This is a genomic window from Promicromonospora citrea (assembly GCF_013004695.1).
GTDB lineage: Bacteria > Actinomycetota > Actinomycetes > Actinomycetales > Cellulomonadaceae > Promicromonospora > Promicromonospora citrea.
In genome coordinates, this window is sequence record NZ_JABEMG010000109.1 from 1 (window position 1) to 15,056 (window position 15,056).

At 73.3% G+C, this 15,056-nt stretch carries 10 protein-coding genes; 4 read left to right on the forward strand and 6 right to left on the reverse strand.

The features are described 5' to 3' along the window. From glgB to HLB15_RS17780, 4 genes are all read right to left on the reverse strand, one after another. The coding region (gene glgB / locus HLB15_RS17765) for a 1,4-alpha-glucan branching protein GlgB (RefSeq protein ID WP_249360290.1) at positions 1–2,136 on the reverse strand (2,136 nt) is incomplete at its 3' end. A 68-nt stretch (positions 2,137–2,204) separates the two neighbouring features. Continuing rightward, a complete protein-coding gene (locus tag HLB15_RS17770; RefSeq protein WP_229785384.1) occupies positions 2,205–3,608 on the reverse strand; it encodes a maltokinase N-terminal cap-like domain-containing protein in 1,404 nt (467 codons plus the stop codon). 5 nt (positions 3,609–3,613) lie between these two features. Next, positions 3,614–5,491, reverse strand: coding sequence for a maltose alpha-D-glucosyltransferase (gene treS, locus HLB15_RS17775; RefSeq protein WP_229785382.1), 1,878 nt, complete (start codon positions 5,489–5,491; stop codon positions 3,614–3,616). After that, a complete protein-coding gene (locus HLB15_RS17780; RefSeq protein ID WP_171107086.1) occupies positions 5,488–7,593 on the reverse strand; it encodes an alpha-1,4-glucan--maltose-1-phosphate maltosyltransferase in 2,106 nt (701 codons plus the stop codon). Before HLB15_RS17780 ends, treS begins: the two co-directional genes overlap by 4 nt. Before the next feature lie 133 nt (positions 7,594–7,726). On the opposite strand from HLB15_RS17780, the gene glgP reads away from it, so the two are divergent. Next, positions 7,727–10,309: an alpha-glucan family phosphorylase gene (gene glgP / locus HLB15_RS17785; RefSeq protein ID WP_171107088.1), complete on the forward strand. Its 2,583-nt coding sequence runs from the start codon at positions 7,727–7,729 to the stop codon at positions 10,307–10,309. Positions 10,310–10,350: 41 nt separating this feature from the next. On the opposite strand, the gene HLB15_RS17790 is transcribed toward glgP, so the two are convergent. Further along, a complete protein-coding gene (locus HLB15_RS17790) occupies positions 10,351–10,656 on the reverse strand; it encodes a DUF6725 family protein (protein ID WP_171107090.1) in 306 nt (101 codons plus the stop codon). A gap of 137 nt (positions 10,657–10,793) precedes the next feature. On the opposite strand from HLB15_RS17790, the gene fdxA reads away from it, so the two are divergent. The 3 genes from fdxA to HLB15_RS17805 all read left to right on the forward strand — a co-directional run bounded on the left by fdxA (position 10,794) and on the right by HLB15_RS17805 (position 13,652). After that, the gene (gene fdxA / locus HLB15_RS17795) at positions 10,794–11,111 is read left to right on the forward strand and encodes a ferredoxin (RefSeq protein ID WP_171107093.1); all 318 of its coding nucleotides are present in this window, start codon (positions 10,794–10,796) and stop codon (positions 11,109–11,111) included. 11 nt (positions 11,112–11,122) lie between these two features. Continuing rightward, positions 11,123–12,229: a succinyldiaminopimelate transaminase gene (gene dapC, locus HLB15_RS17800; protein WP_283243440.1), complete on the forward strand. Its 1,107-nt coding sequence runs from the start codon at positions 11,123–11,125 to the stop codon at positions 12,227–12,229. 115 nt (positions 12,230–12,344) lie between these two features. After that, on the forward strand, positions 12,345–13,652 hold the full coding sequence (locus HLB15_RS17805; RefSeq protein ID WP_171107101.1) for a citrate synthase: 1,308 nt from the start codon (positions 12,345–12,347) through the stop codon (positions 13,650–13,652). Between the two features lie 63 nt (positions 13,653–13,715). Here the strand turns inward: HLB15_RS17805 and HLB15_RS25000 are convergent, their stop codons facing one another. Further along, entirely contained in the window at positions 13,716–14,804 is a 1,089-nt protein-coding gene (locus HLB15_RS25000) for an ROK family protein (RefSeq protein ID WP_376699406.1), read from the reverse strand. Positions 14,805–15,056: the final 252 nt, after the last annotated feature.

The following is a 15,056-nucleotide window of genomic DNA, read 5'->3' on the forward strand; positions in this document are numbered from 1 at the left end:
CGGCCCGTCGACCAGCGGCGCCGGCGCGGGACGCACCGCGGTCTCGACCGGCTCGGCGGGAGGCAGCGCCCCGGCCGCGGCGCGGGGCGACTCGGCCGGAGCGCGTCGCGGCACGTCCGGCAGCGGCAGGCGGTACCCCTCGTGCGGCACCCCGGCGAAGTTCACGACGACCACCACCGGGTCGCCGGAGCGCGACCGCCGCACGTAGGCGAGCACGTTGTGGTCCGCGTCGTCCGCGGTGAGCCACTCGAAGCCCGCCGGGTCGAAGTCGAGCTCCCAGAGCGCGGGGGTCGCGCGGTAGAGCGCGTTGAGGTCGCGCACCACCTGCTGCACGCCCGCGTGCCCGGCGTCGCCGAGCAGGTCCCAGCGCAGGCCCTCGTGCTCGGCCCACTCGGTGTCCTGCGCGAACTCGCAGCCCATGAACAGGAGCTGCTTGCCGGGATGCGTCCACTGGTAGGCCAGGAAGGACCGGACGCCCGCGAGCTGCTGCCAGCGGTCGCCGGGCATCTTGCGCAGCAGCGAGCCCTTGCCGTGCACCACCTCGTCGTGGCTGATCGGCAGCACGAACTGCTCGGTGAACGCGTACACGAGCGAGAACGTCAGCTCGCCGTGGTGGTAGCGCCGGTTGTACGGGTCCTCCGCGAGGTAGCGGAGGGTGTCGTTCATCCAGCCCATGTTCCACTTGAGGCCGAACCCGAGGCCCCCGCTCGAGGTTGGGCCGGTGACCTGCGGGAACGCGGTGGACTCCTCGGCGATCATCATGACGCCGGGGGTGCGCCGGTAGGCCGTCGCGTTGGCCTCCTGGAGGAACGCGATGGCCTCGAGGTTCTCCCGCCCGCCGTGCACGTTGGGCGTCCACTCGCCCTCCTTGCGGGAGTAGTCGAGGTAGAGCATCGACGCGACGGCGTCGACCCGGAGCGCGTCGGCGTGGAACTCCTCGAACCAGTACGTCGCGTTCGCGACGAGGAAGTTGCGCACCTCGCGGCGGCCGAAGTCGAAGATCAGCGTGCCCCAGTCCTGCTGCTCGCCGCGCCGCGGGTCCGGGTGCTCGTACAGGGGTCCGCCGTCGAACCGGGCGAGGGCGAAGTCGTCGCGCGGGAAGTGCGCGGGCACCCAGTCGAGGATGACGCCGATGCCGGCCTGGTGCAGGCGGTCGACGAGGTGACGGAAGTCGTCGGGGGAGCCGAACCGCGAGGTGGGGGCGTAGTAGCTCGTCACCTGGTAGCCCCAGGAACCGCCGAACGGGTGCTCCGCGACGGGCAGCAGCTCGACGTGCGTGAAGCCCTGCTCGGACACGTAGCCGACGAGCTGCTCGGCCAGCTCGCGGTAGCCGAGACCGGGCCGCCACGAGCCGAGGTGCACCTCGTACACGCTGAGCGGCGCCGAGTGCGGGTCGGAGGCGGCCCGCGTGGTGAGCCACGCGTCGTCGTGCCACTCGTAGGTCGAGGCGGTGACGACGCTCGCCGTCGCGGGCGGGTGCTCCGTGGCCTTGGCGAGTGGGTCCGCCTTGGCGCGCCAGACGCCGTCGGCGCCGAGGATCTCGAACTTGTAGCGCAGGCCCGGCCCGACGTCGGGGACGAAGAGCTCCCAGACGCCCGTCGCGCCGAGGGACCGCATCGGGTGGGTGCCGCCCCAGCCGTTGTGGTCGCCCACGAGCCGGACGCCGCGCGCGTTGGGCGCCCAGACGGCGAAGGCCACGCCCGCGATGTCGCCGGACGCGCTGGGGTAGGTGTGCGGGTTGGCGCCGAGCACCTGCCAGAGCTGCTCGTGCCGGCCCTCCCCGATGAGGTGGAGGTCCACCTCGCCGAGGGTGGGCAGGAAGCGGTAGGGGTCGTCCGCCGTCCACGTGTCGGTGCCCGACCGCGTCCGGATGCGGTAGTCGGGCACGTGCCGCGACCCGTCGGCGCCCTCGGGCGCCGGCACGACGGCGGCCCACACCCCCGCGCCCTGGTGCGTCGCGGTCACCTCGTCGTCCGCCGTGGTGACGACCACCTCGTCCGCCAGCGGGCGCAGCGTGCGCACCACGGCCCAGGGCCCGTCGAGCAGGTGCGGGCCGAGCACCGTGTGCGGGTCGTGGTGGGTCCCTGACGCGATGGCGGTCAGGACCTCGAGGTCGACGTCGGGCAGGTCTGCCATGGGGTTACCTTTCCATGCCTCTCGTGAGGCGTGCGAGACATGTCCGGCGTGGGTGCGAGCGGTGCCCGTCATGCGCGCAGCACCCGCTCGACGGCGGCCAGCGGGATGTGCATCCACGCAGGCCGGTGCCGGAACTCGTAGACCACCTCGTACAGCGCCTTGTCCACCGTGAGGGCGCGCAGCATGAGCTCGGCGGTCGCGACGTCGAGCGCGTCGTCCGGCGTGTCCGAGCCCTGCCGGTACCCCTCGAGGAAGGCGAGCTGCGCGTGCGAGACCCAGTGCGGGTCGGTCGCCCGGCCGACGGCGCCCGCGTAGTCGAGCGAGCGCAGCATGCCGGCCACGTCCCGCAGCGGCAGGTCGGGAGCCGTGCGCTCCGCGACGGGGCGCTGCGGCTCGCCCTCGAAGTCGAGCACCTTCCACCCGTCCGGCGAGTACAGCGCCTGGCCCAGGTGCAGGTCGCCGTGGACCGGCTGGAGACGCACGAGACCGCCCGCCGCCTCGCCGACGGCGGCCAGCCGCGCGCTCACGGCGTCGTACAGCGCGGTCACGCCGGCGCGGTGCGGTGCGAGGTCGGGCACGTCGGCGAACGCCTCGGCGGCCCGGCGGCGCAGCACGCCCATGAACCCCGCCGGCTCGAGCGCCGGCCCGGGGCCGAGGGCGTCGCGCAGCGTCGTGTGCAGGTGGGCGACGACGGCGCCGAGCTCGGCCGCGCGCTCGCCGAAGTCCTCGTCCCGGCCGGCATGGGCGCAGGCCAGCTCGAAGCCGTCGGTCGCGTCGTGCACGAGCTCCGACAGCACGGCCAGGTGGGCGAGCGGCGTGTCGCCCGCCGGGTCCGGCAGGGGCACGGCGCCGAGGAACCGCGGCACGCCGTCCCACCCCGCGCGCGTCAGCGCCTCGGGGATGACGACGTCGGGGTGCGGCCCGAGCGCCACCGTCCGCAGGATCTTGAGCATGCCGCCCTGGCCCGCCGTGTGCGGCAGCCCGGGCAGCACCACCGACGTGTTGGACTGTTCGCCCGCGATGCGCCGCGCGTCCCGCAGCTCGGCGCAGTCGGCCTCCTGGCACGCGCCGGGCAGCGCGGCGGAGAGGTAGGCGTGCCAGGCGGCCGGGTGCACGCCGCCGTCGTGCACGGTGACCGTGCCCGACGCCGTGGTGACCGTGCCGATGAGGCCCGCCGCCTCGGTGCCGGCGGTGTCCTGCTCGGGCTCGGCCGTCGGGGTGAGCACGAGCGGCACCTGGATGACGAGCGACTCGTCGCCCGCCGCGAGGCCCGGCCCGGCCAGTCGGAGCAGCGCGACGACGACGTCCGCCACGCCGCCGAACGTGACCGTGAGCCACGGCTCGTGCGTCACGCCGTCGGCGGGCACGGGGTACCAGCGCTGGCCGGGCAGCCAGGTGTCCAGGAGCCGCAGCACCTCGGGCGTGAGGTGCGCGGCTCCCGGGGTGACGTGGACCGGTCGCGTAAGCTTCACACGCGTCACGCCTGGCCGGCCGGCTCGGCCTCGCGGGGCGTCCCGGCGGCGCCCGCGTCGTCGGCGGTGGGCGCCGGCGGCGCCAGCACCAGCCAGTAGAAGTCGCGCGCGCCCCACGTCAGCGTGAGCACGCCGTCCTCGCCGACCGACGGGAACCCGGCCCCGCCGAACACGTCGGTGAGCGTCCAGCCCGCGTAGCCGGGCAGCTTGATCGTCGAGGAGCGGGCCGTGGCGGACAGGTTGGCCGTGACCAGCAGCGTCTCCTCCGCCGACGACCGCGTGAACGCGATGACCGACTCGTCGTTGCAGTCGAGCGCCGTGAAGTCGCCCGTGCCGAACGTCGGGTGCAGGCGGCGGAACGCGAGCATGTTGTGCATCCAGTGCAGCAGCGACGTCGGCTGGGCGAGCTGCGCCTCGACGTTGGTGTGCTGGTAGTGGTGCACGAGCGACTGGACCAGCGGCAGGTAGAGCTTGCCCGGGTCGGCCGTCGAGAAGCCCGCGTTGCGGTCCGGGGTCCACTGCATCGGCGTGCGCACCGCGTCGCGGTCCGGCAGCCAGATGTTGTCGCCCATGCCGATCTCGTCGCCGTAGTAGAGGCACGGGGTGCCGGGCAGCGAGAGCAGGAGCGCGTTGGCGAGCTCGATCTCCTTGCGGGAGTTGTCCAGCAGCGGCGCGAGCCGGCGCCGGATGCCCACGTTGGCGCGCATCCGGGGGTCGGGTGCGTACCAGCCGTACATGCTGGCGCGCTCCTCGGTCGAGACCATCTCGAGCGTCAGCTCGTCGTGGTTGCGCAGGAACGTGCTCCACTGCGCGGCCTGCGGGATCGCGGGGGTGTCGGCGAGGATCTCCAGGAGCTGGCGCGCCCGCTGGTCGCGGATCGCGTAGAAGATGCGCGGCATGACGGGGAAGTGGAAGCACATGTGGCACTCGGGCTCGTCGTCCGTGCCGAAGTACTCCACCACGTCCTGTGGCCACTGGTTGGCCTCGGCCAGCATGATGCGGCCGGGGAACTCGGAGTCGATCATGCGCCGGACCGTGCGCAGGAACCCGTGGGTCTCGGGCAGGTTCTCGCAGTTCGTGCCCTCGGCCTCGAAGAGGTAGGGCACGGCGTCGAGGCGGAACCCGTCCACCCCGAGCCGCAGCCAGAACCGCGCGACGTCGAGCATGGCCTCGACCACGTGCGGGTTCTCGAAGTTGAGGTCCGGCTGGTGGCTGAAGAACCGGTGCCAGTAGTACTGGCGGCGCACCGGGTCGAACGTCCAGTTCGACGTCTCGGTGTCGACGAAGATGATGCGGGCGCCCTCGTACCGCGTGTTGTCGTCGCTCCACACGTAGAAGTCGCCGTACGGGCCGTCCGGGTCGGCGCGCGAGGCCTGGAACCACGGGTGCGCGTCGCTCGTGTGGTTCATCACCAGGTCGATCACCACGCGGATGCCGCGCTCGTGCGCCGCCGCGACGAGGTCGCTGAAGTCGGCGACGGTGCCGAACTGCGGCGAGACGGCCGTGAAGTCGGCGACGTCGTACCCGCCGTCGCGCAGCGGCGAGGGGAAGAACGGCGGCAGCCAGAGGCAGTCGACGCCCAGCCACTCCAGGTAGTCCAGCCGCTCGATCAGGCCGCGCAGGTCACCGGACCCGCCGTCGCCCGAGTCGGAGAACGACCGGATCATCACCTCGTAGAAGACCGCCTTCTTGTACCACTCCGGGTCCTCGACCAGCCCCTTGCGGCGCGCGTCGACCCGCGGCTGCCTGCGCGGTGGCAGCGCCTGCACGGGCACGGGCAGCGACGGCGGGTGCGGCACGGCCGGCCGCTCGGGCTGCGGGAGCGCCGTCCCGGCGCCCTCGTGCGGTCCGACGGCGGGCCCGCCCGGGCCGAACGTGGTCATGCCGGCCCGACCTGGAGGACGTGGGCCACGCGGACCTGCGGGTCGAGCCGGACCCAGGGGTGCGCGCCCCAGCCGTACGTCTCGCCGGAGAGCAGGTCGTGGGCCACGAAGAACGGGGCGTTGTCGTCACCCTCGGGCGCACTGAGGCCGAGGGCGGAGAGGTCCAGGTGCACTACTGACTCCTGTGCGTTCCGGGGGTCCAGGTTCAGCACGACCACGATCACGTCGTCGTGCCGCGGGGCACGCCGATCGTTACCCCCTGCTCTCATGGTGCGGCCAGCGGCCGCCGCTGTCGCGCGCGACGCGTGATCGGCGCCGATGCGCCGGGAGTACGCGACCACCTGGTCGTTCGTGGTCGCGTGGACGGTGAGGTTGCGCAGCTGCTGCAGCGCCGGGTGGTTGCGGCGGATCGCGTTCAGCTCGCCGAGCAGCAGCGCGATGCCGTACTCGTCGGCCTTCGACCAGTCACGCGGCCGGTACTCGTACTTCTCGTTGTCGATCTGCTCCTCGACGCCGGGTCGCGGCGTGTTCTCCACCAGCTCGTAGCCCGAGTAGATGCCCCACGTCGGCGAGCCCGTCGCCGCCAGCACGGCCCGCACGGCGAACGCCGCGACACCGCCGTGCGTGAGGTAGGGCGGCAGGATGTCGTGCGTCGTGGGCCAGAACGACGGGCGCAGCACCGAGCCGTCGGGGCCGCTCACCTCGCGCAGGTACTCCTCGATCTCCTGCTTGGTGTTGCGCCACGTGAAGTACGTGTACGACTGGTGGAAGCCGATCCGGGCCAGCGTCAGCATCATCGCCGGCTTGGTGAACGCCTCCGAGAGGAAGATGACCTCGGGGTTCGTCGCGTGCACCTCGGCGAGCAGCCACTCCCAGAAGTCGAGGGGCTTCGTGTGCGGGTTGTCGACGCGGAACAGCGTCACGCCCCGGTCGATCCACGTGCGGATCACGTCCAGCACCGCCGCGTACAGGCCCTCGGGGTCGGTGTCGAAGCTGAGCGGGTAGATGTCCTGGTACTTCTTGGGCGGGTTCTCCGCGTACGCGATCGAGCCGTCCGCGCGCACCACGAACCACTCCGGGTGCTCGGTGACCCACGGGTGGTCGGGCGAGCACTGCAGGGCGATGTCGAGCGCGACCTCGAGCCCCTCGGCCCGCGCGGCGGCGACGAAGGCCCGGAAGTCCGCCTCCGTGCCCAGGTCGGGGTGGATCGCGTCGTGCCCGCCGTCCGGCGAGCCGATCGCGTACGGGCTGCCCGGGTCCCCCGGCTGCGCCTCGAGCGAGTTGTTGCGCCCCTTGCGGAACGTGGTGCCGATGGGGGAGACGGGCGTCAGGTAGACGACGTCGAAGCCCATCGCCGCGACGGCGGGCAGCCGCTTCGCCGCCGTCGCGAACGTCCCCGACACCCACGTGCCGTCCGGCCGCTGGTAGGCGCCCTCCGACCGCGGGAACATCTCGTACCAGGAGCCCGCGAGCGCGAGCCGGCGGGACACCCGCAGCGGGTAGGTGTCCGACGCCGAGACCAGCTCCCGCAGGGGCGCGCGCCGGAGCGCGTCGACCACCTCGGGCGACGTCGCGGCCGCGAACCGGGCCTGCGCCGGCCGGGACGCGTCGGCCAGCGCGCGGCGGGCCGCCGTCAGCGCCCGGGCGTCGCGCGCCGTGCGGCCGGCCGCGACCAGCGCGTCCTTCGGCACCTCGCGGCAGATCTTCTCGAAGAGCCGGACCCCCTCGGCGAGCATGAGCTCCGTGTCGATGCCCGCCGCGATCTTGATCCCGGCGTCGTGCACCCACGTCGCGTACGGGTCGGACCACGCCTCGACCCGGAAGCCCCACTCGCCCTCGGCGTCGGGCTGCAGCTCGCCCCGGAAGCGGTCCAGACCCGGTGCCACGTCGACCATCGGCGCCCACGAGCGGTCCGAGCCGTCCGGCGCCACGAGCACCGCCGTCGCCGCGACCGCGTCGTGCCCCTCGCGGAACACCGTCGCCTCCACCGGCACGACCTCCCCGACCGCCGCCTTCGCAGGCCAGCGGCCCCCCTCGACGACCGGGGACACCTCGAGGACGGGGATGCGGCCGATCCGGCCGGGACGCGTGTGCGGGCTCACGCGGCCACGCTATCGACGGTTCCGGGTGACTCGCCTGCGGGGCGCGCCGAGGTCGGGTGAACGTTCCCTGACGGCCTCGTGGAGCACCCGCCAACAGGTGTGCTCGCCCCGCCATGTGCGTAGTGTTCTGCCGGTGAGAGCGATCCGGAGATTCACCGTCCGCACGGTCCTGCCCGAGCAGCTCGCGCCGCTCGACGAGCTGGCCCAGAACCTCCGCTGGTCCTGGCACGCGCCCACCCGCGAGCTCTTCGCGAGCATCGACCCGGACCTCTGGTCCGACGTCCGCGGCGACCCGGTCGCGCTGCTCGCGGCGCTCGGCTCGGAACGGCTCGAGGCGCTCGCGGCGTCGGAGGAGTTCACCGGCCGCGTGCGCGCCGCGTCCGAGGACCTGCACCGCTACCTGCGCGACCCGCAGTGGTACCAGCGCCAGACGTCGGCCACCGGGGCGGAGCTGCCGCGTGCCATCGCGTACTTCTCGCCCGAGTTCGGCATCACGTCGGTGCTGCCGCAGTACTCGGGCGGCCTCGGCATCCTCGCGGGGGACCACCTCAAGAGCGCGTCCGACATGGGCGTGCCCGTCGTCGGCGTCGGCCTCCTGTACGGCGCGGGGTACTTCCGCCAGTCGCTCACGCGCGACGCCTGGCAGGTGGAGACCTACCCACTGCTCGACCCGGACGGCCTGCCGCTCGCGGTGCTGCGCGAGGAGGACGGCACGCCGGCCGTGATCTCGCTGGCCCTGCCCGGTGGCCGCACGTTGCACGCCCACGTGTGGGTCGCCGCCGTCGGCCGCGTCCCGCTGCTGCTGCTCGACTCGAACGTCCCGGAGAACGACGACGCGGCCCGCAAGGTGACCGACCGGCTCTACGGCGGCGGCGGGGAGCACCGGCTGCAGCAGGAGCTGCTGCTCGGCGTCGGTGGCGTGCGCGCCCTGCGCGCCTGGTCGCGCCTCACGGGCGCGCCGGAGCCGGAGGTCTACCACACCAACGAGGGCCACGCGGGCTTCCTCGGCGTCGAGCGCATCCGCGAGCTCGTCGCCTCGGGCCTGAGCGTCGCCGAGGCGCACGAGGCGGTCCGCGCCGCGACGGTGTTCACCACGCACACGCCCGTGCCCGCCGGTATCGACCGGTTCCCGAAGGACCTGGTCAGCGCCTACTTCGGTGGGGACAACGCGATGGACGGCGTGCCGCTCGACAGCGTGCTCGCGCTCGGCTCGGAGGACTACGAGGGCGGCGACCCGACCGTGTTCAACATGGCGGTCATGGGCCTGCGCCTGGGCGGGCGGGCGAACGGCGTCTCGCTGCTGCACGGCGAGGTCTCGCGCGAGATGTTCGAGGGCCTGTGGCCCGGGTTCGACGCGCGCGAGGTGCCGATCACGTCGGTCACCAACGGTGTGCACTCGCCCACGTGGGTGGCGCCGCGGCTGGCCGCTGTCGAGGCGGAGCGGCTCGGGCTCGACGAGATCACCGCGCCGGAGGCGTCGGCGGGCTGGCTCGACGCGGACCGCGTGCCCGACGCCGAGCTGTGGGCGCTGCGCAACGAGATGCGTGGGCAGCTCGTGGCCGAGGCGCGGCGGCGCGTGCGCGCCTCCTGGCGCGAGCGCGGGGCGTCGCCCGCCGAGCTCGGCTGGGTCGACGACGTGCTCTCGCCCGACGTGCTGACCATCGGCTTCGCCCGGCGCGTGCCGACCTACAAGCGCCTCACGCTCATGTTGCGCGACCCGGAGCGGCTCAAGGCGCTCCTGCTGCACCCCGAGCGGCCGGTGCAGCTCGTCGTGGCGGGCAAGTCGCACCCGGCCGACGACTCGGGCAAGCGGCTCATCCAGCAGCTCGTGCGCTTCGCGGACGACCCCGAGGTGCGCCACCGCATCGTCTTCCTGCCCAACTACGACATCGGCATGGCGCAGTCCCTGTACCCGGGCTGCGACGTGTGGCTGAACAACCCGCTGCGTCCGCTCGAGGCGTCGGGCACCTCGGGGATGAAGAGCGCGCTCAACGGCGGCCTCAACCTCTCCATCGAGGACGGCTGGTGGGCCGAGTGGTACGACGGCGAGAACGGCTGGGCGATCCCGACGGCCGACGGTGTCGAGGACACTGACCGCCGTGACGACCTCGAGGCCGCAGCGCTGTACGACCTCATCGAGTCCCAGGTGGCGCCGACCTTCTACGACCGCGGCGACGGCGTCCCCGGCCGCTGGCTGGAGATGGTGCGGCACACGCTGGCGACGCTCGGCCCGAAGGTGCAGGCCACGCGCATGGTCTCGGAGTACGTGCACGGGCTGTACGCGCCGGCGGCCGAGGCCGGACGGGTGCTCGCGGGCGACGGGTTCGGGGCGGCCAAGGAGCTCGCGGGCTGGAAGGCGCACGTGCGGGGGAGCTGGCCGCAGGTGCGCGTCGACCACGTCGAGTCGGCGGGCATCGGCGAGGCCGTGCAGGTGGGCGACCGGCTCACCGTGCGGGCCTACGTCTCGCTCGGTGCGCTCTCGCCGGACGACGTGGACGTGCAGGTCGTGCACGGCCGGGTGACCGAGGCCGACGTGATCGACGAGTTCACGGCCCAGTCGCTCACGCTCGCCGAGTCGTACGAGGCCGGGCGGCACGCGTTCGGCGGCGAGGTCGAGCTGGAGACCTCCGGGCCGTTCGGCTACACGGTGCGCATCGTGCCGCGGCACCGGTACCTGGCGAGCGTGGCGGAGCTGGGCCTGGTGGCGAACGCCTGACCGGGACGCCCGGCGCGGACGCCGGGGCGGGGAGTGCCCTCTCAGCCCCGGCGTCCCGCGCGTCCCGCGCGCCCCGGGCGCGGCGGGACCGGCTTGGCCGTCTCGATGTCGGCGGCCGCCACCGCGACCTCCTCGGGCTCACCCCGGCCGGGCGCCGGGTCGGTGCGCAGCCGCAGCCCGGTGTCCGACACCTCGGTCACGAACCCGATGACGTCCGTCCAGCGGTGCGCCGTGCCGCCGTCCGACACGACGGGTCCCTCGGGTGCCAGGCGCGTGCGGACGACCACCCGGGTACCGGGGCGCAGGGCGCGCCAGCCCTCCGGGGCGGGCGGTGTAGCGAATGTCACGCGGGTTCTCCTTCCGGAGCGTGAGACCGGTCGGGATCTGCGGGCCTCCCGGGAGATACTAGGATCGCGCCGCAGGCCCGGTGTGCGGGCCGCCGCAGCGCAGACCCCCAGTCCGGAAGTGGAAGGACACCCTCGAAGTGACCTACGTGATCGCTCAGCCGTGCGTCGACGTCAAGGACAAGGCGTGCATCGAGGAGTGTCCCGTGGACTGCATCTACGAGGGCAGCCGCTCCCTGTACATCCACCCGGACGAGTGCGTGGACTGCGGTGCCTGCGAGCCGGTCTGCCCCGTCGAGGCCATCTACTACGAGGACGACGTCCCCGACGAGTGGAAGGACTACTACCGCGCCAACGTCGAGTTCTTCGACGAGATCGGCTCGCCCGGCGGCGCGGCGAAGATGGGTCTGATCGAGAAGGACGACCCGATGATCGCCGCCCTCCCGCCCCAGGCCTGACCGCACCGACCATGGGCCTGCACGACCTGTCCGACCTCTCGTACCCCTGGGACTCGATCGACGACCTGAGGACGACGGCGGCCGCGCACCCCGGCGGGCTCGTCAACCTGTCGATGGGCACGCCCGTCGACCCGACGCCCGACGTCGTGCGGCGCGCGCTCGAGGCCGCGTCGTCCGCTCCCGGCTACCCGATGACCGCGGGCACACCGGAGCTGCGCGACGCGGTGGCCGGCTGGTTCGCCCGGCGGCGCGGGGTGCCCGGCCTCGACCCCGCGGCGGTCGTGCCGACCATCGGCTCCAAGGAGCTCGTCGGCCTCCTGCCGTCCCTGCTCCACCTGGGCCCCGGCGACGTGGTCGTGCTGCCGTCGGTCGCCTACCCGACGTACGTGGCGGGGATCCGCGCGGCCGGCGCCACGCCGCTCGCCGTCGACGACGTCGCGGCCTGGGCCGGGCGCACCGACGTCCGCATGGTCTGGGTCAACTCGCCGGCCAACCCCACGGGGGAGGTGCTCGACGTCGCGGCGCTGCGCGCCGTCGTCGACGCGGCGCGCGAGATCGGCGCCGTCGTGGTCTCCGACGAGTGCTACGCCGAGCTGACCTGGGGCTCGACGGAGGCGCCGTCGGTGCTCGACCCGCGCGTGTGCGGCGGCTCGCACGAGAACCTGCTGGTCGCGTACTCCCTGTCCAAGCAGTCCAGCATCGCGGGCTACCGGGCGGCGTTCCTCGCGGGCGACGCGGCGCTCGTCGCGGACCTCACGCAGACCCGCAAGCACCTCGGCCTGATCGTGCCCGCGCCGGTGCAGGCCGCGATGACCGCGGCGCTGTCGGACGACGAGCACGTCGCCGCCCAGCGCGCGACCTACGGTGCCCGGCGGCAGGCCCTCCTGGAGGCGATCGTCGCGGCGGGGCTCGTCGTCGACGGCTCGGAGGCCGGGCTGTACCTGTGGGTCGCCTCCTCGGAGGGCCGATCCGACCGGGAGGTCGCAGAATGGTTCGCGCGGCGCGGGATCCTCACCGCGCCGGGACGCCTGTACGGGGACGGCCGGCACACGCGCGTGGCCCTGACGTCGACTGACGCTCAGATTGCCGACGCTGTGTCGCGCATCACACAGGCTTGACCGACGGATTGGAAAATCCAGAGCAAGGCGCGATACTGTCGTGCCCCAGGTCGACGCTGCCCCGACAGCCTTTCTTCGCCGCAGCGTCCCTCGTGCGCCTCCCAGGAAGGAAGACATGACCTCCACACCGGTGGACGGCTCGAGCCGCGTCGAGCTCGCCGTCGACGGAACCACCCACACCCTGCCGGTCGTCCACGCGAGCGAGGGCAACGACGGCATCGTGGTGTCGTCCCTGCTCAAGGACACGGGCCTGGTCACGGTCGATCCGGGCTTCATGAACACGGCCTCCTGCGAGTCGTCGATCACCTACATCGACGGCGACGCCGGCATCCTGCGCTACCGCGGGTACCCGATCGACCAGCTCGCCGAGGGCTCGACCTTCCTCGAGGTGGCCTACCTGCTCATCTACGGCGAGCTGCCGAGCGCGTCCGAGCTGGACGCCTTCACGGAGCGCGTGAACCGCCACACCCTGGTGCACGAGGACTTCCGCACCTTCATGGGCACGTTCCCGCGCAACGCCCACCCGATGGCCGTGCTCGCCTCGGCGGTCAACGCGCTGTCGACGTTCTACCCGGAGTCGCTCGACCCGACCGACGAGGAGCAGGTCGACCTGGCCACGGTGCTGCTCCTCGCCAAGACCCGCACGATCACGTCCTACCTGCACCGGCGCCGTGTGGGCGAACCGCTGCTGTACCCGGACTACTCGCGCGGCTACGTCGACGACTTCCTGCGCATGACCTTCGCGACGCCGTACGAGGCCTACGAGGCCGACCCGGTGGTCGTCGACGCGCTCGAGAAGCTGCTCGTGCTGCACGCGGACCACGAGCAGAACTGCTCGACGTCCACGGTGCGGGTCGTCGGCTCCTCCAACGCGACCCTGTACGCGTCGGTGGCGGCGGGCGTCAACGCGCTCTCCGGCCCCGCGCACGGCGGCGCGAACGAGGCCGTGCTGACCATGCTCGAGAAGATCCGCTCCGGCGGCGAGACGGTCGAGACCTTCATGAACAAGGTCAAGAACAAGCAGGACGGCGTGCGCCTCATGGGCTTCGGCCACCGGGTGTACAAGTCCTACGACCCCCGCGCCGCCATCGTCAAGAAGTCGGCCGACGAGGTGCTCGACAAGCTCGGCGCCAAGGACGAGCTGCTCGACATCGCGCGCGGCCTCGAGGAGATCGCGCTCTCGGACGACTACTTCGTCGAGCGCAAGCTGTACCCGAACGTGGACTTCTACACCGGCCTCATCTACAAGGCCATGGGCTTCGAGCCCGCCATGTTCACGCCGCTCTTCGCCCTGGGCCGCATGCCCGGCTGGATCGCGCAGTGGCGCGAGATGATCAAGGACCCGCAGACGAAGATCGGCCGCCCCCGCCAGGTCTACACCGGCGCCACCGAGCGCCCGTACGTGCCGGTCTCGGCCCGCTGACCCTCCGGCGCCGAACGGCGTCGAGAACGACCTGAGGTACCGGATCGGTCGCGATCCGGTACCTCAGGTCGTTCTCGCGGACCGCCGCCCCGCCCGCGGCGTGACCCGATCGTTGCCCCGGGCGTCGTCTGTTTCGTCGTTCGTGTCACACGGGGCGGCTACCTTGTCCCCGTGAGTCGCGTCATCCTCCTCGCCCGCCGGACGACGGCGCACCGCGGCCTGCTCGCGCTCGTGTGGCTGCTCGTCGCCGTGCTGACGGGCGCCCTCGGCGTGACCGTCGGCTGGACCCAGGCCGCCGCCACCCAGAGCGCGCGTGCCGGGCTGACCGCCGCCGAGCCCAGCAGCCGTGCCCTCCAGCTCGCGACCCGCGTCGCGGAGGACCCGGCCGAGGCCGACGCCCAGGACGCAAGCGTGCGCGAGGTGCTGGCCGGGCTGCTGCCGGGCGTGCCGTACCGGGTGGCCGCGGACCTGCGCACCGAGGCCCAGTACGTCCGCGCCGGCGACGGGCACGACCTGGGCCGCTGGACGCTCGCACTGCTGCCCGCCGCGTCGCGTGCGGACGCGCTGGCCGGTGGCGGGGCCGAGGGCGTCACCGTCGTCGACGGCGCCTGGCCCGTCGGCGCGGACGAGGCGGCGGTCCAGGCCGACGCGGCCGAGGCGGCAGGGCTGGCCGTCGGCGACACGCTGCGCGTGGGCGTCGACCCCGACGAGCCCCTGAGCACGGGCGCGACCGTGACCGTCACCGGCACCTGGCGCGTGGCCGATCCGGACGACGCCGTCTGGGCGGGCGACCCCGCGGCGCTCACAGGGACCGACGGGACGTACCCCGGCCCCGTGGTGGTCAGCGACGAGGTCGTCGAGGGGCTGCCCACCGACCCGTTCGCCCGGTGGACCGTCGTGCCCGACGTCGCGGCGCTGACCCCCGACCACCTCCCTGCGCTCGCGGCCCTCGCCGGCGAGGTCGAGCGGCTCCTCGGCGAGGACGTGCTCGCCCCACACCATCGCGTTGACGTCGTTCTCGACGAGCACGGGCACCCCGAGCCGAGGCTCGAGCAGGGCGGGCACCGTCACGCCGTCCCAGCCCGTCATCATCGGCGGGGAGACGATGCGCCCTGTCGGGTGCTCCACGGGGCCCGGCAGGCTCATGCCCATCGCCCAGGCGGGGAGCTCGTCCCGCGTGGGCAGCGACGCGAGTCCCGACGTCACGAGCTCGAGGACGCGGTCCGGACCGTCGCGGATGTCGAGGTCGACGGTCGTCTGCGAGCAGATGCCGCCCCCGAGGTCGCAGTGCGCCAGCCGTGCCGCCGAGGCGCCGACGTCGGCGATGAGCAGCCCCCCGCGTGCGGCGTTGAAGACGAAGCGGCCTGCCGGTCGTCCCCGCGAGCCGCCCCGGCCGCCGGCGTC

Coding starts and splice junctions, on each gene's coding strand:
- HLB15_RS17805 (WP_171107101.1), top strand. CDS start 12,345: ATGACCTCCACACCGGTGGACGGCTCGAGCCGCGTCGAGCTCGCCGTC.
- HLB15_RS25000 (WP_376699406.1), bottom strand. CDS start 14,804: ATGGGCATGAGCCTGCCGGGCCCCGTGGAGCACCCGACAGGGCGCATC.
- treS (WP_229785382.1), bottom strand. CDS start 5,491: ATGACCACGTTCGGCCCGGGCGGGCCCGCCGTCGGACCGCACGAGGGC.
- dapC (WP_283243440.1), top strand. CDS start 11,123: ATGGGCCTGCACGACCTGTCCGACCTCTCGTACCCCTGGGACTCGATC.